We start from the raw sequence: 20,532 nt of genomic DNA, 5'->3' as shown, positions 1-20,532 counted from the left end.
ACTTCCGCTTAGCGGTCATTGTCTGGGTATTGGGGTGCCAGGATGCTGGATCTCTTCGTGTCCTGACCATCTTGTCTGTTAAGACTTTCACGCGAAGGCTGAGTGGAGTTGCTGCGTGTTAGGCAGATCGGGCTTCTATTCCGGCTGCCCAGGCAGTCCAGGTCTCCGGCACTGATGATCCCCCGCTCGCTATCGTCACTCCCATGGAGCTGCGGTCTCGGACTTTCCCTATACCCGCCCGAGAGCCGAATAATTGAGGTGCTGGAACGGAATCGGTGCTCTTCCATGGTGGGACTCTCTGTATTTAGTCCCTTATGTGCCGCCATCCGCAGCGTTCCCAAATGTGTTTCACGTGAAACCCCCTATTAACAGGCTCTGTTGCCGCTCATCCGTGTCCCCGCCTGCCTTCGGCGGGCACACTAGAGTAGCCCAGAGGATGTCTGTCGCGGGACCGCGGCGTCCACTCACCTTGTCCCGCTGCCCACTCGGCGCTGATAGATACTCGAACCATTTCCGATCGTGGTCGGGGATGGGGTTGGGTTGTATGTCGGCGGCCGATTGTTGTCCTGTCGTCCAAGGCAAGTTGCCCGAGAACTCGAATGCCACCTTCTAAGTTTTTGGTGGCAGTGCCTACGTGATAACAACTACCAAGCAAGTAGCACTCGGGGCTTTCCCTATACCCGCGTAGATCCGAACAATTGAGGTTCTGGAACGAAGTGGGCGTTTCTCCTGGTGGGACTTCCCGCATCTGACCCTGTCTGAGCCACAATCCTCAGTGATTCCACGTGTGTTTCACGTGAAACCCCTGGTAACAGGCAATGTTGCCGCTCATCCACGTCTCCTTCGGGCCGGATAGAGGGGTTAGCCCAACGGACCCAGCGGTTGCCCAAGGTGTCACGGGCCGCGGTGCCCACTCGCTGCTGATAGTTAGTCGGAGTCTTTCCGATCGTCATTGGTTCGGCGTTGGTATGTCGGCGGCCGTCTGTTGTCCCGTCCTGCACGGCAAGCTTCCCGTGGGGTCGCATGGTCACGTTCTTAGTCCTATCGGAGGCCCCTACCCGTAACGACTACAGTGCCGGTAGCACGAGTGTCAGGCGCACTGTTTCACGTGGAACAGGTGCCCTTGAAGCAAAGAGCTGGTAATTCGGGTTAAAGCCGTCCACTTAGGCTTCACAGTTCGCGGGTCGTATATCCCGATCCGGCGCACATACATGCACTCTTCGCAGCCGCCACTCCCGGGGCGTGCGAACCAAGGCGCACGCACGCCCAAGCACATCGTTCCTGGTTCTGGATGCAACTCGGCCCAGGAGCTTCTGCGCGACGGGCGTGAGTGGTGGCCTGCATTGCAGATACACTCAGGCAGGTTTTGACTGAACGTACGGCATCGTACGGCAGTGTCCGTGGGGCACATTGCCGGACGGACCCCTGCTTGTTTCACGTGAAACGAGTGCTAACCCCTAGCGCTCTTGGTTTCCGCAAAGGCACAGCACGAGCAGTCGTCGAGTTTGCGCCTGCAGTAGCTCGATGAGTGGCTTCGGGGGGTATGGATGAGCGGGCTACTGACAGGTGTAGGCTCATGACCGGCGAGTGAGCGATGAAGCACCAGACCCATAATCGGGTTCAATCGGGTGCACGCCCCTGACGGCTCAAAAGGGGCAACGCGGAGGACGGATGCTCGGAAGGATAACCACCAGCGGTCAAGCTCTGGGATCCAATCTTGCGTTCCGGAATAGTGAGGCGGATCCCCGCGCGAGCAGACCTGTGGTGGGCGGGTTGTTGTCATCACTCCCCTGGACCGTCATAGCTCCGGGCCGGAGAACTCCACAACGGCTGGTTAGGGGTCGTGTAGTCCGCACGGGTTCAGTCAAGGAGATACGGGCGGCTGGACGTGCCTGCAGTCTCTCACTTGGACTAACGCGGGCTGTCGCGTCCTGCTACTACGGGATGCCATCCCGGCTAGCAAACAGATCGTGCTGCGGTCCAGCACGAGAGGCGCACTCGAACCGCGGTGCAACGCGCGATGCGCAGAGGCCGTCCGCTGGCCGTTAACTATGGTGTCACCACCCTCTGCGCGCGGTAAGGTCGTTGCTGTTCTCTGCCGGCGCCCCACCCGCCTTCCTGTTCCTCATATCCCCGGGGTGCCCAACATAGCGGTTCTGGGGGCCGGCCGCCTTGCCATCTGAGGTGTCCCTGCCGTCAGTGGTCTTCCACACACCCTTCGGGTGTAGTGGACATGGCTGTGGATTGCGCTGTGGATAACTTTGTGGACAGTGGGCCTCACGGAACGGGAGGTTGAACCGGTACATCACCATAGGGCAGTTCCTCTGGGGCATCCCCAGCCCTACGGTGCGGATTGATTCACTGCCTCGTTTCACGTGAAACAAACCAGGAGTGCAGAACGATGCTGTTTCTGCGCCTGTATCTACTAACTATGGTTTATTCAGGGACTGGGAAGGGCTTGGAATCTTGAGAGCAGGCTCGCCGGGAGACCGCAGACCGACCATAGCTTGCCACACTCGGCTGCAACTGGGGGTTGGGGCTGTCGTGGCGGATCAGCAAGCGGCGCGGGCTGTTGGCTAGATGGCTGTGGATAAGGCTGTGGATAGGAGCGATCTGCTGGTGTGGATAACTTGTGGATAGACTAGCGGGCTGCTTGGGATCATGAGGCCCAGGTGTGGCCCATGGATGGGGTGCACATTGAGGACCTGGGTGGATTTATGGCGTGAGGGTCCACCGGGCAGACAGCGGATTGGTTAACTGCGGCCGGCTGGTTGGATGGTCCTGACGTGACGGTTGTGAGAAGGGGCCGCCGGTACGCACGCATTGAAAGAGTAGGAGGCAAGTAGTTCGCCCCCTAGATTACGTGCACCCTGCTCCCGACTCTGTTTTAGTGAAGAACCAAGGGGTGCTGCTAAGTGCAGGGCCCAAGACAGAATCGGCTGGCTATAGACTCGTGGATTATCGAGTCCGGCTCCTGCCGAGAGGTTCATACGCGGCGGTGTGCGCGCCGGGTGGTCACACCGATGTGGAGCTGTAGGCGCCAGGTACAGCAAGCTACCCCAAAAATCCACATCGCAAGGCACATGCAAGACGCCAGAGGATGGTGGGAACGTCCTAGCCAATGAGAGGAGAGGTCCCAGCCATCATGCGGTGCCTGCGCTCTGGGGCCACCACGTAGGGGGCTGCAGCTTCACCAGGAGGTTTGCAGTCGCACCGCAACCCCGCCCATGCGGCGACATCGGTGTTTCACGTGAAACGGTTCTGTACAAAGGTCGGTTCTAGGCGCGCGCTCCCCCGGGCTGAAACGGCAGGGGTCGTGCCCCCAAACTCGACCGGGGCCCCGGCGAACTGCCGGGGTGTGCTGTCAGCGTTCATTCCCCCTGGGAGTCCGAGCCTCCAGAACCCAGGCCAAATGGAATCCCGGGAGGAGCAGATTCACCAGCCATCACCGACGGTCTCATTAAGCGGGCGGTCTCGTAGTCGCCGTGTCATGAGTATGAGTATGGGGAACGACCAACCTGCCCAGGCAGGAGAGGGACGCAGACCGGTTGGACAGGCTCCGTCGGATCTAGCCGCCGCAGCCAAGTTGAGCACCCCGGTTGAACTTCACTGACCACCAGATGACAGCAGAACAGGGTGAAGTCCGTACAGGAGACCAGGTGGCTCCCCCGGAAAAATTCATGGCTATGAGCTCCAATGTCCCTTGGCCGCCTGTCGGGCCAAGTCTGCGGGGTGCGATTGGGGCGCACGGCTTTTGGTTGCCTCGCCAGTGTCGCGCACCGCCGGCGTGCAGTGATTGTCCGCAGGTCGTGGGAAGGCACTTAGAGACGAGGTGCACTGCAGTTAGAGCGAGCCTTCGGAAGAAGGACTGCGCGTTGACCTTGAGCCCGGCATCGCGCCGCCAGCAGTGCGGCTGTCCCTGGCTGCGCTCACCCCAACTTAGCTGTGTGTTGTGGAAAGGCCGGTGAAGCATCAGTTGTCTTATGCTTCACCAAATGGTCTAAGTCGACTTGAATCTGGCCGCCGCGCTGGCGGCGTGTTTCACGTGAAACACGCCAGCCCCGCACCGCAGCAGCCAGTCACGATGTGCACCCACTCACCACGTACGGATAGAAGCAATTCCCGTCGGGGCGCGAGTGGAGTACGGTTCCTGTGCGATTGCCTACCGGAGCGGGAGGAATCCGCAGGGCGGGGCCGCATGGTGGCGCCTTCTCAGCACGAGATTAACCTAACCAAATAGGGCGGAGCTACATGGATTGCAGTGCGTCATCCCTAATACGGCACTCCCCCTAGTAGCGCGGGTGGCCCCGGCCCTTTACAGGGGGTGTACGGCATCTGCCGGACGGCTACGTTTCACGTGAAACAGCGGACCTGCAGGGACTGACTGTGCTCACGAGCGAATGCGCACACAGCCCCCGGAGTCCCACGAACCGCACAGTTGCATGTGCCCAGCCCTGAAACAAAAAGTGGCCACCGCCGGAAGGCGGTGGCCACTCGAGAAACTGCAGAAACCGCAGAACCTAGGACAGGACGTCAGCGAATTCCTTTTCGAAGAACTGCTTCGGCTTAGCGCCAATAACCGTGCTCTTCACTTCACCACCCTGGAACAGGTAGACAGCCGGGATGGAGGTGATGCCGTATTCGGCTGCGATGGATGGGTTGTCGTCCACGTTTACCTTGACGACATCAACCTTCTCGCTGTATTCCACCGAAATCTCGTCCAGGATCGGACCGAGCTTGCGGCAGGGCCCGCACCATTCGGCCCAGAAATCCACAATAACCGGCTTGTCGGAGGACAGAACGTCCGTGCTGAAGCTAGCGTCTGTTACGTCTTTGGCGTTACTCATAACCCTTGTCTCTCTCTTCGGATATTGGTTGCGGTGATTATGCGGGCAAGTCAGCGAGGTAATGCTCTACATCGATTGCGGCTACACAACCCGAACCGGATGCCGTAATGGCTTGGCGGTACGTGGGGTCCACAACGTCGCCGGCGGCGAAGACGCCGGAGATGCTTGTCTTCGAGCTGCGGCCTTCGACGGCAATGGTCCCTTCGGGTGTCAGGTCAAGGACATCCTTGACCAGGTCAGTCCTGGGATCGTTGCCGATGGCCACGAACACGCCGGTCACCGAAAGATCGGAAACTGTTCCGTCAACGAGGTTCTTCAGCTTCAGGCCGCTGACTTTGTCCTCGCCTACAACATCGTCCACGGTGCTGTTCCAGATGAAGTTGATCTTTTCGTGGGCCAAAGCGCGGTCGGCCATGATCTTGGATGCCTTCAAGGTGTCGCGCCGATGAACAACTGTCACGGATTTCGCGAACTTGGTGAGGAAGAGTGCTTCCTCCATAGCGGAGTCTCCCCCGCCGATCACCGCAATGTCCTGGTCCTTGAAAAAGAAACCGTCACAGGTTGCACACCAGCTAACGCCGTGGCCGGACAGGCGCTTTTCGTTCGGCAGCCCGAGCTCCCGGTAGGCGGACCCTGTAGAAAGAATGATTGCCTTCGCACGGAAGCTCTCGCCCGTGGCAATGGTCACCGTCTTTACAGGACCTTCGAGGTCAAGGGAGGTCACATCCTCGAACTGGATCTCCGTGCCAAAGCGGGAGGCCTGCTTTTCGAAGTTCTCCATCAGGTCCGGGCCCATGATCCCTTCCGGGAAACCGGGATAGTTCTCGACGTCGGTGGTGTTCATCAGCTCACCGCCGGCGGTAACGGAGCCCGCAAGCAAAAGCGGCTTGAGGTTGGCACGGGCGGTGTATACAGCTGCCGTGTAACCAGCCGGGCCAGAGCCCACAATGATGACATCACGTACGTCGGACGCGGTGTTTTCTGCGATGGTCACTGAACGGTGAACCTCTTCCTTATTTGACGCGCCTCCCCGTGGAGGCCGGCCACATGGCACAACTGTTACTTGATCCTGAATATTCCGGCGCCTGGACGTGCTGAAACACAGGTAGACAGCAGACAACCGTCACCGCAGGCGCTCTTCCAAGGTTACAGTCCCACCAGGCAGGCGCTGCGCCTCCCCCGGCCACCGGCAGCGGCAACCGCCCGACAGCCCACATCACGGCGGCAGCCGCGCTTCAAGTAGCGGGAGGTTACTGCACCTTGATCTCGGCGAGCCGGACGCCGTAACCATAGCGCGTCTTAGGAGCGGCAAGCCGTGGCAGAGAGTTGATGGAGACAATCACGTACTGGGCCTGGACCGGCTCGGCCAAGGGCATTGTCAGGTCGGTTGACGTGAAACTGTTGGTCCCTACGGCTTTGGCACCATCCAGTGCAGGCCGGTCGTTGGTGTACACCGTGATGTTGCCACCGGATCCCCCCAACTGCGAAAGCGTGATGGATGAAACCTTGGCAGGGTTCTTGAGCTTTACCACCAGCGGGACGCCCTGGGGTGCCAGGCCGCCCCAGTTTTCGGTTGCGAACTCCATGTCCGACCAGTAGCTGGCAGCGTTGCCGTCATAGGCCTTCACCAAGTCACCATCGAAGGTGGCAGCGAAATCGAAGGTCCCCTGCCTGCTGATATTTTCAATTGCCGGCGGGGCGGCGGGAGCAGCGGAGGTCGGCGCCTGCGTTCCGGGTGCCGTGGTCTCCGGGGCACCACCATTGGTGGCAGGGGCGGTGGGAACCGCCTGCGGCTGCGGGGAGAAAAGGCTGCCCAGGTTTGTTACGGCGAAAACAAGCCCGGCAATGAGGACTACAGCGAGCAACCCGCCAACGAGCCATCGCATGGACCTGGGCTCGCGGCCGCCCTCGTCACGGTCGTCGTCATACCCGCTTTGGCTGTCAAATGAAGCACCTGCAGCGGCAGGCGCGGCAGAGCGCGCAAACAAGGAGGACTCATTGTTCTCCGTTTGAGGTTCGTCTTCAACCGGCGCGCCGGAAGGCTGGTCCTCGGCATAGGCGTAATCGGCGTCGGACCACAGGGACACTTTCGGCTTTCCGCCCGGGGTACCCTCCCCGCTTCCGGGAGCCGGTACCGGCTGGTGGTCCCGTCCCTCGCCAGCGCTCAGCGGAGTGGCGCGGGTTTCTGCTTCGCTGCCGCTACGGGTTCCGGAGCCGGCTTCGGCAGCAGCCGCAGCACCTGCCGCACCGCCCACGGCTGCTGCCCCGCCAATTGCGGAGGCACCGGTGGAGTTGCGGGCGGAGGACGGCGACGCCGCCGGCCGGGCAGGCGGTTTCGGCGGCACAACCGGTGCCTGCCGGTAGGGATCCACCTGGCTTGGGTGTGCATCGGAGTACTTGATGTAGCCCGCTTCAATGTGGTCTTCGTCGTCGTAGGGTTCGGGCTCGTTCGACCTTGGCTGGCCAAAGATCTCGCTGCCCAGGGTGTCGGTGAAGAAGGGTTCCACATAGGGCGGATTCGACGCGACCACCAGGTCCAGCAGATCCGCAGCCGACGTGTGGTTGGTGATGAGGTAGGTGGCAGCCTCGGTCATGCCAAGGTCCAGGACCTGGACGGTGCCGGGCCGCTCACCGGTGGCCACTTCCCGGGCGCTCTGGGCAACCTGCTCGGTGTTGCCGGGGCCGGCAACCAGGATGCTGACGGGACGGTTCAGGACCTGGTCCACACCGTCCAGCACCAGATCGTGGTCGTGCGAGGCCAATACAGTGGCGGTGACCTTGTAACGGCCGCCCAGTACTGATCCGACATCGATCGGGTTGGACACGTGTTCCTCCTAGACTGTCCGGGAGTGCCGGCTTGAATGATGCAACCGCCATCCAGGAGCCGCCGGGCGGCTGGCCCTGGATGCAACTACCCCTGTACCTTCTCGATCCTAGCCGATTGCGTCCCTTGCGCCCTGGATAAAGGCGGCGGCGGCCGGCTCTAAAGTCACTTTTTTCGGGGGCGCCGTGGCTTGAAGTAGGGGTTCTCGCCGGGCTTCCCCTGGAAGGTACGGCGTCCTGGCAGCGGAATCTGTTCCCGCAGCAAACCTCCCCGGGCCGTACTGGGCTGGTCCTCCGCGGGAAGGTAGTCCTCGTCGGACGAAGCCGGGCCGTCGCCGTCGCGCGCCTGCCTCCGCCGTGTCCCGTGTTCCGCGTCCTCTTGTTCCGGAGCCGGCCCGGCCCTGAAGGAAACAGCGTCGAACTCGCCGGAAATCCGGGGAATGAGCCCGGTGTCCACGGAGGTGGTGGCACGCTCCGGCGCGGGCCGCCGTGGTCCACCGGAGGCTCCGCCGGGGGGAGAGTCCGACGGCGGGGTCCCGGCTTCCGCGGAAGGTGCGGGCGGTGCGCCGCGGCCCAGCCGTCCCAAGAGGGGGCGGAGCAGGTCGCGCAGTTCGGCAACGCGGAACAGCTTGAGCAGGAAGAAGTAGGCCACCAGCATGACCGGGCCCACCACGACGAGCGTTATGAGGGCTGTAATCCGGTCGCGCCAGGCGAAACCGTCCGGGCTGTAGCTGCCCATCAGCCAGAGCGCACCTGCACCTGCAATGGCCGAACCAAGCGCTGCATACCCCATGCGGATGTAGGAGTTGGCGATCCTTGGCCCGTCCAGGTGACCCAACAGGCGCCGCAGGAAGTACGCACTGATGACCACCGACAGGATGTTGCCCACCATATAGAGGACGGCGATGGCGTAGATGATCTGGGTGACCGGCAGGAACTGGATGGCGAACGCGCCGGCCACGTAGACAACGGCCAGGAGCAGCTGGATGAAGAACGGCGTCCGGGCGTCCTCATTCGCGTAAAACACCCGGGACATCATGAAGTTGGCGCTCATGAACGGCGTGCTCAGCGCCAGGATGGTGAGCGTCTGGGCCAGCATCACGCCGTCCTGGCGAAGCCCTCCGGAGAAGAACATGCCCAGGGGACCGGCGAGGGCAAAGAGGGCCAGGGCACCAAACACAGTGGCAACCGCCATGGTCCGCAGGCCGTGGGAGAGTGCATCGCGCAGCTCGTCATGGTTCCCGTCCTGCGAAGCCCGGGTCATCCGGTTGAACAGCACCGTGGCCAGTGACAGCGCGATGATGGAGTGCGGCAGCAGGTAGAGCTGGCTGGCAACCTCGAGCACGGCGTTGCCGGGCAGCATGTTCGCTGCAGGGTCTCCCGCCTGCTGCAGCCGGATGCGTTCCGCCCCGGGGATGGTGGCGATGCGCATGACGTACAGGAAGGCGAGCTGCCCGACGGCGGCAGTCAGCAAGGTCCAGACGCTCAGCCTGGCTGCCTGGCCCAGTCCTACTCCCCGCCAGCCGAATCGGGGCCGGAGGCCCAGCCGCAGCCGGATCACCGGAATCATCAGGATGGCGGTCTGGGATATCACGCCGATGGTGGAAAAGCCCGCCACCAGCAGGGTTTGGGTGCTGCCCCAGTTGTCCAGGGTGTGCGGATTCAGCTCGTTCGCACCGAAGATCCAGATGAACATGCCGAGGCCGGCGATGGCCACCACGTTATTAAGGATGGGCGCCCACATGGCAGGGCCGAATGCGCCGTTTGCGTTCAGTACCTGGGTGAGGAGGGCGTAAAGGCCGTAGAAGAAGATTTGGGGCAGGCACCAGAACGCGAAGGTGACGGCCAGGGCCTTCTGCTGGGGACTGTATCCCTGGGTGGTGAGCTCAATGACCCCCGGGGCCGCCAGCGTTACCAGGGCTGTCAGCCCCAGCAGGAGGAGCACAGCCAGCGTCAGCAGCCGGCTGATGTAGTCCGCTCCCCTGTCCGGAGCCTTGCTTGCCTTGATGATCTGCGGCACCAGGACCGCGTTGAACACGCCCCCGGCAACCAGCAGGAAGATCAGGTTGGGCAGGTTGTTGGCGTTGATGAAGGTGTCATTGACGGTGGAGCCAAGACCCAGGGCAGTGCCCAGCATCCAGGTCTTTCCAAAACCCAGGAACCGCGAAACGAGCGTCCCGGCAGCCATGATGGCGCTGGACCTGGTTTCGCTGGCAACCGTGCCGCCAGGGGAACTGTCCGCGCCGGCCGGCGCGGGGGGAACGCCGTCAGGGGCGGCGTCACCGGGCGGGCCGGCTTTATCGGAAGGAAAGTTGGTAGCTGACATCGAGTTCATCGTCTCACCCGAAGGCAGTTAAAGCCGCAATGCAGGCACCGGCTGCCCGGGGCGGCTGCAGCCCTAAAGGTGCCCGGGAAGGACTTCCCGGGCCAGATCGGCGATCCGGCGCTCGTTGGGGAAGGACAGCTTGCGCGCCAGTTCCTGGATGGGGACCCAGGCCACGTCCACGGCTTCCTGGTCCGGATCGTTCTCGATGGTGAGCTCGCCGCCCGTGGCCCGCAGGAGGTAGTGATGGACCGTTTTGTGGACCCGATGGCCGCTGACGGTAAACCAGTAGTCGATGCTTCCCAGCGGTGCGAGGATGTCGCCTTCAATGCCGGTTTCCTCGGCAATTTCTCGGACGGCGGCCTGCTCGTTGTTTTCTTTTCCCTCCGGGTGGCCTTTGGGAAGGCACCACTCCAGGCGTCCGCCGCGATTAAGGCGGGCGATAATCGCAACCCTCAACTCGGCGTCGGACGTGTCCACCACGACGCCGCCGGCGGAGACCTCCTCCACCGTGGGCAGCGATGCCGGTGCCGAATGCTGGGCAGGCGCAACGTGCGCACCAATTGCCGATGGCAATGGCGCGTTCGTCCTCCTGCCGGGAGCGCTCGGTACTGGATGGGCCATGGAGTCCACTCTAACGACTGTTGCCCGTTCGTGATGACCGGAACATGACACCAACATGGACGGCATATGACGCACTTTGCCGTGCACTGAGCGATTCCGCGCGATCTTGACCCTAATTTGGCCTGCCGACACGCTGGTTTCTGCCAAGCTTAAGTAACTATGGCGCACGCACATCACAAGACTGATTCCCAGACCGTTGATTTCCAGGTGGACCCGGTGGTCCTGGAGCTCGGCCGGCGCTTCGTGGACGCCGGCCACGAACTGTCCCTGGTGGGCGGACCGGTGCGTGACCTTTTCCTGGGCCGGACGTCCCCCGACCTGGACTTCACCACCGACGCCACCCCGGACCAGACCGTGGCACTCATCAAGAAGTGGGCGGACAACTACTGGGAGATCGGCCGCGCCTTTGGCACGATCGGCATGCGCAAGGCCGGCTTCCAGATCGAAATCACCACCTACCGGGCAGAGGCCTACGATCCTGATTCCCGGAAGCCGGTGGTGGCGTTCGGTTCGTCCTTGACCGATGACCTGCTTCGGCGGGACTTCACCATCAACGCCATGGCCCTGAAGCTGCCCTCGCTGGAACTGGTGGATCCCTTCGGCGGGGTCCGTGACCTTCATGCTTCCGTCCTGGCCACGCCGGGGGCACCCGAGCTGTCTTTCTCCGACGATCCGCTGAGGATGATGCGGGCGGCACGGTTCGCTGCCCAGCTGGGTGTATCCGTGCACGAAGACGTCCGCCGGGCCATGACGGAGATGGCCGAGCGGATCACCATCATTTCCGCGGAACGCGTGCGGGACGAACTGGTCAAGCTCATCTGCGGTGCCCGCCCGCGCGTCGGCGTGGACCTGCTGGTGGATACCGGCCTCGCCGAGTTCGTGCTGCCTGAGGTTTCCGCGCTCCGCCTGGAATCGGACGAGCACCACCGGCACAAGGACGTCTACCAGCACTCCCTGCAGGTCCTTGAGCAGGCAGCGGAGCTGGAGACGGATGGTGAAGGCTCCGTGCCGGGGCCGGACTTCGTGCTGCGCTTCGCAGCATTAATGCACGACGTCGGCAAGCCGGCTACGCGCCGCTTTGAACCGGGCGGCGCGGTGAGCTTCCGCCACCACGACATGGTGGGAGCCAAACTCACCTCCAAGCGGATGAAGGCGTTGCGCTTCGACAACGACACCACCAAGGCTGTTGCCCGCCTCGTGGAACTCCACATGCGCTTCTACGGCTACGGGGACGCCGGCTGGAGCGATTCTGCAGTCCGCCGCTACGTGACCGATGCCGGGCCACTGCTGGAACGGCTGCACCGGCTTACGCGCTCGGACGTCACCACCCGCAATCAGCGGAAGGCCGAACGGCTCGCTTTCGCCTATGACGACCTGGAAGCCCGCATCGCCGCACTGCGCGAACAGGAGTCGCTGGACGCTGTGCGCCCCGACCTTGACGGGGCCCGGATCATGGCCCTGCTGGGGCTCAAACCAGGGCCCGTGGTGGGCCGCGCCTACAAGTTCCTGCTGAATGAGCGGATGGAGAGCGGGCCCCTGCCTACGGACGAAGCGGAAGCACGGCTGCTCCGCTGGTGGGCGGAACAGCCGGAATCCGCCCCGGATGAAGCTGGACGCCCGCCTGTTGAAGCCGATCCCGCACCCGCACCTGCCGCACCCGCACCTGCCGCGGCCGAGGCCGGAACGCCTCCCGCCGCCGTCGAGCCTTCCCCTTCTGAGGAGTCCAAGTGACCATTCCCGCCCTTGCCCCGCGCCCCCAGCTGTGGATCCTCCGCCACGGCGAGACCGAATGGTCCAAAAGCGGCCAGTACACCGGGCTGACGGATCTGCCGTTGACGGTCGAGGGAGAACAGCAGGCCGTGGAGGCCCGCAAGGTGCTGGATCCCGTCGACTTCGACCTGGTGCTTACGTCTCCCCTGCGGCGGGCACGGCGGACAGCAGAGCTGGCCGGCTTCCCTGACGCCCAGCATGAACCCCTGGCCGTCGAATGGAACTACGGCGACTACGAAGGCATCAGCTCTGACCTGATCCGCAAGGACAACCCCGAATACCTGATCTGGACGCACGGGGTTCCCAACGGCGAAACGCTGGACGAGGTCGCGGCCAGGGCGGACAAAATCATTGGCCGGGTGCTGGAATCCGGCATGGACAATGTGCTGATTGTGGCCCACGGCCACTTCTCGAGGATCCTCACGGCACGCTGGCTGGAATTGCCGCCCATGGAAGGCCGCCATTTCATTCTGGGCACTGCCAAGGTCTGCACGCTGGGCTGGGACAAAAGAACACCCGCTATTGTCCGCTGGGGCCTTTAAAGGCTTTCCGGGATTTGTTTGATTTATTTTTGCTTTCTTACTGGCGGATATCCTTCGCCGTAGTGTAGTTTTATTCCTGACCCCAGAGCGTCTGCCGGGGTATCGGCGCATGTTGCACGGCCCTTGGCCTGAGCAATGGCAGAGCAGAAAAGGAGGTTGGGAAAATGATTACTTTGACTAGCGGACGGAAGATGAACGTCACCGCAGCCCCGGCCTCTGATGCCTTTGCGCGCCCGTTTTGGGGACACGCCGGCTCCTAGCCTTGCTCCGCTTGGGTGGAACGCAGCCTCCCACGTGCAACGCCATAGCCAGGACCCCTGAGTAGACCCGTAAGCCGGAGCCACGCTCTTTCCTTGGGGGCCTTCCCCTGCCGTGCCAATCACTGTTTGTCCTGGCAATTCTAACAAATCCCGGTTATTCCTGCGTGCGCTTTCCTGCGCCCTAATTCCAGTCCCGATTGCATTTCGCAAAAAGAGACTAATTGCCGCGCCCGGTTTGCGGGCCAGCCAGTACAAAAGGAGGTGATACCCATGAGAAAGTTCCGGAAACTCCTGCTGCCGGCACAAGGCCGGCGCAGCGGCAGGAGGCTGATCAACGAACCCCTGCTGGAGAAGCAGCGCGAAGACGTCTTCGTCCTGATGCACCAGCAGATCGGCGGTACGCGGTAGGCGGAGCAGCAGGCACGTGGACCGCAGCCCGTCCGCGGGAAGGGTGCCGGCCATCAGCGAGGAGGCCGAATGGACGTGAGCCACCTTCTGGCTGGAGCCCACGCGGCGACGCGTGGGCTCCAGCTCGCGGGTGGCCCCGGTACCCGGCCGCTGCGGCGGTAAGCTCAAGCCATGCAGGAGTCCCAGCCGCCGGAGCACCAAGAAAGGTTGCGCCTGGTGGTTCCCAGCCGGAGCGATGTCCTGCTGAGGAACTTCACGGAAGTGGTGGGCGGCCCCCTTGGAGTCCGGGCCGCTCCGGGCGTTGTCTCCCCCGGCATCTTCACTGTGGAGCGGGTACTGATCCTGCTGACGGTGCTGGCGGCACTCGCAGGCACCTTGCTCAAGGGCTACTGCCGAGCCAACGGTTGGGAATCCCCCACCCAGTTTTACGCCACCTGCTACTCCGACTTCCCGGAACTCTTCCGGAACCGCGGGCTCGCGGAGGGACAGTTTCCCATTGTGGCCAGTGGAAGCCAGTTTGAGTACCCGGTCCTCACCGCCCTGATCGCGGGGGTAACGGCGTGGCTGGTTCCCGGTACCGGAGTGACGAACGCCCGGATCCTCGCCTATTTCGACATCAATGTTGCGCTTCTGGCCGCAGCCACGGTGGTTGCCGTCCTGGCTACGGCCCGGATGACCAGCCGCCGCCCTTGGGATGCGGCCATGGTGGCGCTGGCGCCGGGCATCGTCCTGGCCGGCACCATTAATTGGGATCTCTGGGCGGTGGCACTGCTTGCCGTGGGAATGTATTTTTTTTCGCGGGAACGCCTGGTGCTTGCCGGAGTCTTCGTCGGGTTGGCCACGGCTGTGAAGCTGTATCCGCTGCTCATCCTGGGCGCAATGCTCCTCCTCGCCCTGCGGACCGGCCGCTTCCGGCCCCTGCTCACGACGGCGGGGGCCGCCGGGGCCGCGTGGTTGGCAGTCAACCTGCCGTTCGCCGTCGCAAATCCCTCCGGGTGGGCCTACTTCTTCCAGTACTCAGCCGACCGCGGCGCCGGGTACGGCTCACCGTGGTTTGCCTACAACCTGCTGCTGAACAGGTTGAGGGGCCAGGAGCTGGGCGCCGACGCGGTGAACCTCCTGTCCTTCGGCCTGTTTGCTGCGGCCTGCGCCCTGATCGCACTCATTGCCTTCACGGCGCCACGCCGCCCGCGCCTGGCCCAACTGGCGTTCCTGATAGTGGCGGCGTTCATCCTCACCAGTAAGGTCTACTCACCGCAGTATGTTGTCTGGCTGATTCCGCTGCTCGCGCTGGCCAGGCCGCGGTGGCGGGACTTCCTGGTCTGGCAGGGCATCGAGGGCCTGCATTGGGCCGCTGTGTGGATGTACCTTGGACAGGTGACCAGCGCGGGATCCTCCCAGCACAACTTGGATATGCCCTACTACGTCCTGGCCGTGGCGGCGCACATGGTGTCCGTCGCCTACCTGATGGCCCGGGTGACGTGGGACATCTACGACCCCACCTACGATCCCGTCCGGCGGCACCATCTGGACGATCCCCACGGCGGACCCTTCACCGGCGCCCCGGACCGGTTCCGTCTGAACCTGCGCACCCCGGCGGACCCGGGCGCCCGGCGGAAGGCCGCATCCGATGCCTGATGTTGCGGTAGTGGGCGCCGGACCCAACGGACTGGCGGCCGCAGCGGTGATGGCGCGGGCAGGGCTCTCCGTCGAGGTTTTCGAGGCTGCGGCCGAAATCGGCGGCGGGACGCGCACTGCGGAACTCATGCAGCCGGGACACTTCCACGATGTCTGTTCGGCCGTCCATCCCATGGCCCTGGCATCGCCCTTCTTCCGCGCCTTCGAGCTGTCCCGGCGGGTGCAACTCGTGACTCCCGTGCTGTCCTACGGCTCTCCCCTGGACGGCGGCCGGTCCGCCCTTGCCTACCGGTCCCTAGACCGGACGGCAGCGGGACTCGGGCGGGACGGTGCCGCCTACCGGCGCCTCATGGGACCCTTGGTCCGCACCGTCGACGACGTCATGGACTTCACGCAGAACCAGCTCTTCCGTGTCCCCCGGAATCCCGTCGCTGCGGGCATCTTCGGCCTGCGGACCCTGGAACAGGGCTCGGGATTGTGGAACACCCGGTTCCGCGAAGAACTTGCCCCTGCCCTCCTCAGCGGCGTCGCCGCCCACGCCGTGTCCCACCTGCCGTCACTGGCCGCGTCCGGGGCGGGACTGATGCTGGGGGCGCTGGGCCATGCTGAAGGGTGGCCCATTCCCCTGGGTGGTTCCGCCGCCATTGCCGCCGCCCTGGCGGAGGACATCAGGGCACACGGCGGGGTCCTCCACACGAACGCCCCGATAAACCGGCTGCAGGACCTCCCGGCCGCCCGGGCCACCCTGCTTGATGTAGCGCCGCGGGGACTGGCAGACATGGCCGGGGATTCCCTTCCCCACCGGTACCGCAAAGCGCTGGAGTCCTTCCGCTACGGGAATGGCTCGTGCAAGGTGGACTTCATTCTTTCCGGCCCCGTGCCGTGGACAGCTGCGGAACTGGCAGACGCCGGAACAGTCCACGTGGGCGGTACCAGGGCCGAACTCGCGCATGCGGAAAACGAGGTCAGCGCGGGCCGACACCCCGAGCGGCCGTATGTGCTGGTGGCCCAGCCTTCGCGCTTCGATCCCGGCCGGGCTCCCGCCGGACGCCACACGCTGTGGACCTATTGCCACGTTCCTGCCGGTTCAACCAAGGGCATGGCCGGGGCCATCACCGCCCAGCTGGAACGGTTTGCCCCCGGATTCCGGGACCTGGTGCTGGACACGAACGTGGTTACCGCGGCGCAGCTGGCAGAGTACAACCGGAATTACATCGGCGGGGACTTCAGTGCCGGGACCATGGACCTCCGCGGGCTGGTCCAGCGGCCGGTGGTGTCGCGGCATCCGTGGCGAACCCCGCTCCGGGGCGTCTACCTTTGCTCCTCCTCCACGCCGCCCGGCCCTGGGGTTACGGGCATGCCCGGCCTCCACGCGGCAACGCATGCGCTAAAGGACATATTCCAACTGCCCGTTCCAGCGCTGGGCCTGAACACGCCCTAGGACGCGGACCGCCTGCGAAGGGCCGCTGAATGGCCAATTGCCCCGGGCACAACGGGTGATAATGGCCGGATGGGGAAATCAACAAAACTTTCTGTGGCCGTCGCTGTGCTGATTCTGGGAACGTCGCTGGCGGCCTGCGACGACGGCAGGAGCGGGGCCGAAACGGCAGTACAACAGTTCGCCGCAGGCCTTTCGTCACTGGACGTGGGGACCGTGGCCTTTGAGGGCAAAGACGCGGCAGCTGCCAATGACCAGCTGAGAAGCGTGTTTGCGGCACTGGACCCACAGAAGCCGGCGGTTGAACCGGGTGAAGTAACCCTTGACGGTGACAATGCCTCCGCGCCCCTGGACTACACGTGGAAATTCGGTGAGGCGGAGTGGAAGTACACAGTCCAGGCAAAGTTCAGGAAGTCCGGGGACAAGTGGCTGGCGGTCTGGGACCCCGCCACGCTGGCACCCGGCCTCGCCGACAGCGAGATCCTGTCCAAGGGCTCCCAGTCCCCGCAGCGTGCGGACATCCTCGGAGCCGGTGATGTCCCGCTGGTCACGTACAGGCCGGTGGTGAACGTCGGTATCGACAAGCCCCAGCTGGTGGGTGCCGATCCCGCAGACTCGGCCGCCAGGCTCGCCGCCCTCGTCGGCGTTGACGCCGCCGGCTATGTCCAGCAGGTGCAGGCCTCCGGCGCCGAAGCCTTCGTTTCCGCGATCACCCTGCGGGAAGAGGGCCGGACCATCACCGACGAGCAGATTGCCGCCATTCCCGGTGCCCGCGCCATTCCCGCCTCGGTGCCCCTGGCGCCCAGCCGGACCTTCGCGCGTGCCGTCCTCGGTACGGTCGGCGAGGCCACCGCCGAGCAGATTGACGCCTCTGGCGGCGCGCTGACCGCGGGGGACACGACCGGCATCGGCGGGCTGCAGCAGCAGTACGACGAACAGCTCCGGGGGACGGACGCCGTCGTGATCCGTGCCCAGCGCGCGGACCTGACCCGCGAACAGATCCAATCGGCGGCAACAGACCCCCGGCGGGTGCTCTTCGAAGTGGCGCCCACGCCGGGAACGCCGCTGAAGACAACGATCGACCCGAGGCTGCAGTCGCTGGCCGAAAGCACCCTGCAAGGCGTCGCTCCGGCCTCCGCCATCGTGGCGCTGCGCCCTTCCAGCGGCGCCGTCCTGGCCGTGGCATCGGGCCCGGGAAGCAACGGCTACAACACCGCCATGCTGGGCCAGTACGCGCCCGGATCGATCTTCAAGATGGTGGACTCCCTGGCGATGTTCCGCAACGGCTTGACCCCTGACTCCAAGGTTGAATGCACACCCACGCTGACAGTGGACGGGCGGACCTTCAAGAACGCCGAAGGCTACCCGGAGGGCTCCCTCGGCTCCGTTAGCCTGCGCGACGCTTTCGCGCACTCGTGCAACACGGCGTTCATCGCCGCCAGGGACACCGTGTCGCAGGGACAGCTCGAGGCAGCCGCCCTGGCCATGGGCATCGCCGTCGAAGCACCTTCACTGGGGGCCGGAGCGTTCCTCGGTTCCGTTCCGGGCGAGGCGGCCGGGACGGAACACGCCGCCTCCATGATTGGCCAGGGAAAGGTGCTGCTCTCGCCGTTGGCAGCGGCCATGATGGCCGGCTCCGTGGCTAAGGGTGCCCCCGTCTCGCCCCAGCTGGTGGTGAATCCCGACGGCGGCGCCCCATCGGCCGGGACAACGAGCGGTTCCACGGCACCCGCCGCCCAGCCTTCGGCCACTGCAACGGCTGAGGCTCCTGTGACGGCCTCAGGCGAGCCGATCACGGCAGCGGAGGCCGCCTCCTTGGCGGACATGATGCGTGCCGTGGTCACCTCCGGGCATGCCGGCTTCCTTTCGAGCGTTCCCGGCGCTCCGGTAGGGGCCAAGACCGGCACGGCGGAATTCGGCAACGAGAATCCCCCGAAGACGCATGCCTGGATCGTGGCTGTCCACGGCGACCTGGCCGTGGCCGTCTTCGTGGAGGATGGCGGGTTGGGCGCGACCACCTCGGGACCGCTGCTGAAGGAGTTCCTCACCGCCGCCGGGTGACGCGGGGAAAGAACCCGCCGGGCCTGCCGTGGGAGGATGGAACACGTGGCCCATATTGACGTTTCCGGTATCGATTACTTCCTCTCCGATGGCACGCAGCTGCTCAACGGAGTGACCTTCAAGGTTCCGGACGGCACCAAGACTGCCCTGATCGGCCCCAACGGCACCGGCAAGACCACCCTTTTCCGGATTATTGCCGGGGATTTGCTGCCGGATGAAGGCGTGATCGGCCGCTCCGGATCCATGGGCATCATGCGCCAGTTCGTGGGCCAGGTCCGGGACGGCTCCACGGTCCGCGACCTCCTGGTGTCCGCAGCTCCGCCGGCCCTGGCCGCAGCGGCGCGCGAGGTGGACGATGCGGAGCTCGCCATGGTGGAGAACGACGACGAGCCCAGCCAGATGCGCTACGCCCAGGCCATTGTCGATTGGGGTGACGCGGGCGGGTATGACGTTGAGACAGTCTGGGACGAGGTCTGCATGGCCGCGCTGGGACTTCCCTTTGACCGCGCGCAGCACCGCCCGGCGTCGAGCCTTTCCGGCGGCGAGCAGAAGCGCCTGGTGCTTGAAGCCCTCTTTGCCGGCCCCGACGACCTGCTGCTGCTCGACGAACCGGACAACTACCTGGACGTTCCCGGCAAGCGCTGGCTCGAGGACAAACTGAACGAATCCAAAAAGACGGTCTTCTTCATCAGCCACGACCGTGAACTGCTGAACAACGCCGCGGGACGCATCGTGACGCTGGAACCCGGCATCAACGGCGCCGGCGCCTGGATCCACGGCGGCGGTTTCGGCTCGTACGTGGAGGCACGGGCGGACCGGAATGCCCGTTTCGAGGAACTGCGCAAGCGCTGGGACGAGGAGCACATCAAGCTCAAGGAACTCGTCAACATGTACAAGAACAAGGCAGCCTTCCGCTCCGACATGGCCAACCGGTACCACGCAGCACAGACCCGCCTGGCAAAGTTCCTGGAGATCGGCCCGCCCGAGGCACTGCCGATCGAGCAGAACGTCCAGATGCGGCTCAAGGGCGGACGAACCGCCAAGCGTGCCATCGTTGCCGAGACACTGGAACTGACAGGCTTAATGAAGCCGTTCTCCACCGAAGTGTGGTTCGGTGACCGGGTGGGCGTCCTCGGATCCAACGGTTCAGGAAAATCGCACTTCCTACGGCTGCTCGCCACCGGCGGCACCGATCCGGAGCGCGAGCACCTGCCCGTCTCCGACGTGGAAATCGCCGAAGTGCCGCACGAGGGCACGGTCAAACTTGGAGCCCGCATCCGCCCCGGGTTCTTTGCCCAGACCCATGTCCGGCCGGACCTCCTGGGCAAGACGCTACTGGAAATCCTGCACCGCGGAGACGAGCACCGCTCCGGCCTGGGCCGCGAGGCAGCGGCCGGGGCGCTGGACGGCTACGGCCTGGCAGGACAGTCGGAACAGAAGTACGAGTCACTCTCCGGCGGCCAGCAGGCGCGGTTCCAGATCCTCCTGCTGCAGTTGAGCGGTGCGACTCTGCTGCTCCTGGACGAACCCACGGACAACCTGGACCTGCACTCCGCGGAGGCACTGGAGCGGGCCATCGACCACTTCGAAGGCACCGTCCTCGCCGTGACGCACGACCGCTGGTTTGCCCGGACCTTCGACAGGTTCCTGGTGTTCGGCTCCGACGGCAAGGTGTACGAGTCGGCAGAACCGGTGTGGGACGAGAAACGCGTGGAGCGTGCCCGCTGACCCCGACGCTCTCTCACTTTCTGCGGCTTTTTTGCCATCGCTCTCTCACCGGTGAGAGAGCGATGGGAAA

General features: G+C 64.2%; 12 protein-coding genes. 7 read left to right on the top strand and 5 right to left on the bottom strand.

Features of this window, described 5'->3' with window-relative positions; all coding sequences use genetic code 11:
* Positions 1-4,520: 4,520 nt before the first annotated feature.
* The 5 genes from trxA to ACQ3DC_RS18160 all read right to left on the bottom strand — a co-directional run bounded on the left by trxA (position 4,521) and on the right by ACQ3DC_RS18160 (position 10,569).
* On the bottom strand, positions 4,521-4,847 hold the full coding sequence (gene trxA / locus ACQ3DC_RS18180) for a thioredoxin (protein ID WP_139027242.1): 327 nt from the start codon (positions 4,845-4,847) through the stop codon (positions 4,521-4,523).
* A 37-nt stretch (positions 4,848-4,884) separates the two neighbouring features.
* Positions 4,885-5,841 (bottom strand): thioredoxin-disulfide reductase, encoded by a 957-nt coding sequence (trxB, locus tag ACQ3DC_RS18175; RefSeq protein WP_430752879.1) that lies wholly within the window; start codon positions 5,839-5,841, stop codon positions 4,885-4,887.
* 256 nt (positions 5,842-6,097) lie between these two features.
* Positions 6,098-7,672 carry an ABC transporter substrate-binding protein gene (locus tag ACQ3DC_RS18170; RefSeq protein ID WP_430752878.1) on the bottom strand — a complete coding sequence of 525 codons (1,575 nt, stop codon included), beginning with the start codon at positions 7,670-7,672 and terminating at the stop codon, positions 6,098-6,100.
* A gap of 164 nt (positions 7,673-7,836) precedes the next feature.
* Positions 7,837-9,996: a murein biosynthesis integral membrane protein MurJ gene (gene murJ / locus ACQ3DC_RS18165; RefSeq protein ID WP_321214837.1), complete on the bottom strand. Its 2,160-nt coding sequence runs from the start codon at positions 9,994-9,996 to the stop codon at positions 7,837-7,839.
* 72 nt (positions 9,997-10,068) lie between these two features.
* Positions 10,069-10,569 carry an NUDIX hydrolase gene (locus ACQ3DC_RS18160; RefSeq protein ID WP_157242834.1) on the bottom strand — a complete coding sequence of 167 codons (501 nt, stop codon included), beginning with the start codon at positions 10,567-10,569 and terminating at the stop codon, positions 10,069-10,071.
* A 207-nt stretch (positions 10,570-10,776) separates the two neighbouring features.
* On the opposite strand from ACQ3DC_RS18160, the gene ACQ3DC_RS18155 reads away from it, so the two are divergent.
* The 7 genes from ACQ3DC_RS18155 to ACQ3DC_RS18125 all read left to right on the top strand — a co-directional run bounded on the left by ACQ3DC_RS18155 (position 10,777) and on the right by ACQ3DC_RS18125 (position 20,462).
* Positions 10,777-12,348 carry a CCA tRNA nucleotidyltransferase gene (locus ACQ3DC_RS18155; protein ID WP_430752877.1) on the top strand — a complete coding sequence of 524 codons (1,572 nt, stop codon included), beginning with the start codon at positions 10,777-10,779 and terminating at the stop codon, positions 12,346-12,348.
* The gene (locus ACQ3DC_RS18150) at positions 12,345-12,929 is read left to right on the top strand and encodes a histidine phosphatase family protein (RefSeq protein ID WP_321214835.1); all 585 of its coding nucleotides are present in this window, start codon (positions 12,345-12,347) and stop codon (positions 12,927-12,929) included. The genes ACQ3DC_RS18155 and ACQ3DC_RS18150 overlap by 4 nt, the downstream gene beginning before the upstream one ends.
* A 530-nt stretch (positions 12,930-13,459) precedes the next feature.
* Positions 13,460-13,597 carry a hypothetical protein gene (locus ACQ3DC_RS18145; RefSeq protein ID WP_199775297.1) on the top strand — a complete coding sequence of 46 codons (138 nt, stop codon included), beginning with the start codon at positions 13,460-13,462 and terminating at the stop codon, positions 13,595-13,597.
* Between the two features lie 171 nt (positions 13,598-13,768).
* Positions 13,769-15,235 carry a glycosyltransferase family 87 protein gene (locus ACQ3DC_RS18140; protein ID WP_430752876.1) on the top strand — a complete coding sequence of 489 codons (1,467 nt, stop codon included), beginning with the start codon at positions 13,769-13,771 and terminating at the stop codon, positions 15,233-15,235.
* Entirely contained in the window at positions 15,228-16,676 is a 1,449-nt protein-coding gene (locus ACQ3DC_RS18135; protein WP_430752875.1) for a phytoene desaturase family protein, read from the top strand. Before ACQ3DC_RS18140 ends, ACQ3DC_RS18135 begins: the two co-directional genes overlap by 8 nt.
* 69 nt (positions 16,677-16,745) lie before the next feature.
* Complete coding sequence (locus ACQ3DC_RS18130) at positions 16,746-18,734, top strand: penicillin-binding transpeptidase domain-containing protein (protein ID WP_430752874.1); 1,989 nt, start codon at positions 16,746-16,748, stop codon at positions 18,732-18,734.
* 45 nt (positions 18,735-18,779) lie between these two features.
* A complete protein-coding gene (locus tag ACQ3DC_RS18125) occupies positions 18,780-20,462 on the top strand; it encodes an ATP-binding cassette domain-containing protein (RefSeq protein WP_430752873.1) in 1,683 nt (560 codons plus the stop codon).
* Positions 20,463-20,532: the final 70 nt, after the last annotated feature.

This window comes from Paenarthrobacter sp. NEAU-H11, assembly GCF_050573415.1.
Taxonomy (GTDB): Bacteria; Actinomycetota; Actinomycetes; order Actinomycetales; family Micrococcaceae; genus Arthrobacter.
This window is presented reverse-complemented; position numbering and strand designations above follow the sequence as displayed.

Coding starts and splice junctions, on each gene's coding strand:
- trxA (WP_139027242.1), bottom strand. CDS start 4,847: ATGAGTAACGCCAAAGACGTAACAGACGCTAGCTTCAGCACGGACGTT.
- murJ (WP_321214837.1), bottom strand. CDS start 9,996: ATGTCAGCTACCAACTTTCCTTCCGATAAAGCCGGCCCGCCCGGTGAC.
- ACQ3DC_RS18155 (WP_430752877.1), top strand. CDS start 10,777: ATGGCGCACGCACATCACAAGACTGATTCCCAGACCGTTGATTTCCAG.
- ACQ3DC_RS18145 (WP_199775297.1), top strand. CDS start 13,460: ATGAGAAAGTTCCGGAAACTCCTGCTGCCGGCACAAGGCCGGCGCAGC.
- ACQ3DC_RS18140 (WP_430752876.1), top strand. CDS start 13,769: ATGCAGGAGTCCCAGCCGCCGGAGCACCAAGAAAGGTTGCGCCTGGTG.
- ACQ3DC_RS18135 (WP_430752875.1), top strand. CDS start 15,228: ATGCCTGATGTTGCGGTAGTGGGCGCCGGACCCAACGGACTGGCGGCC.
- ACQ3DC_RS18130 (WP_430752874.1), top strand. CDS start 16,746: ATGGGGAAATCAACAAAACTTTCTGTGGCCGTCGCTGTGCTGATTCTG.